This is a genomic window from Methanoculleus sp. UBA430 (assembly GCF_002506585.1).
Classification (GTDB): domain Archaea; phylum Halobacteriota; class Methanomicrobia; order Methanomicrobiales; family Methanoculleaceae; genus Methanoculleus.
Genome location: NZ_DAXW01000008.1, coordinates 44,761 through 45,380, shown reverse-complemented (window position 1 = coordinate 45,380; position 620 = coordinate 44,761). Strand labels below are relative to the sequence as shown.

Below are 620 nucleotides of genomic sequence, written 5' to 3'. Positions count from 1 at the left end.
ACGTTCCCGGTCGGGGTCGGCGTGACATTCCCGGTCGGCGTCGGGGTCGGGATCATGGAATCCGGTGGGATCAGGACGCCGTCGATCACGTAGACGACAATGTTGTTCGTGATCTCGATCTGGGTTATGACGATGAAGTTGTTGATGGTCAGCTGGCCGTTGACAAACGAGACGTTGACATCCGATCCCTCAACTGTCGGCAGAGAGATCTGGCCGTCAGTCGAATTCTGACACAGCATCACGAGTTCTTCAATCGTGTAGTCTCCCGGGATGACATGATACCCGATGATGGTGTTAAGGAGCGTCGTGTCGCTCAGGATAACCGAGAGCGTCTGGTTGTCGATACCGGCAAATGCGTCATTGGTCGGAGCACATATGACGTAACTCCCGTTCTCTTCGAGGCTCTCGCCGATAGTCGAGTTGTTTACGGCCGCGACGAACGTCGTCAGGTTCTCCTCCCCCGAGAGCCCTTCAACGATCTCACGGGTGATGTCCCCGCCAGGTGGTGTCACCGTCGGCGTCGGCGTCACGTTCCCGGTCGGCGTCGGCGTCACGTTCCCGGTCGGCGTCGGGGTCACATTCCCGGTTGGGGTCGGCGTCACATTCCCGGTTGGGGTCGG

1 protein-coding gene is annotated in these 620 nt (G+C 59.2%); it reads right to left on the bottom strand.

What is annotated here, in order from left to right; translation table 11 throughout:
• The coding region (locus BRA49_RS06215) for a fasciclin domain-containing protein (protein WP_292384436.1) at window positions 1-602 on the bottom strand (602 nt) is incomplete at its 3' end.
• Between the last annotated feature and the right edge of the window lie 18 nt (window positions 603-620).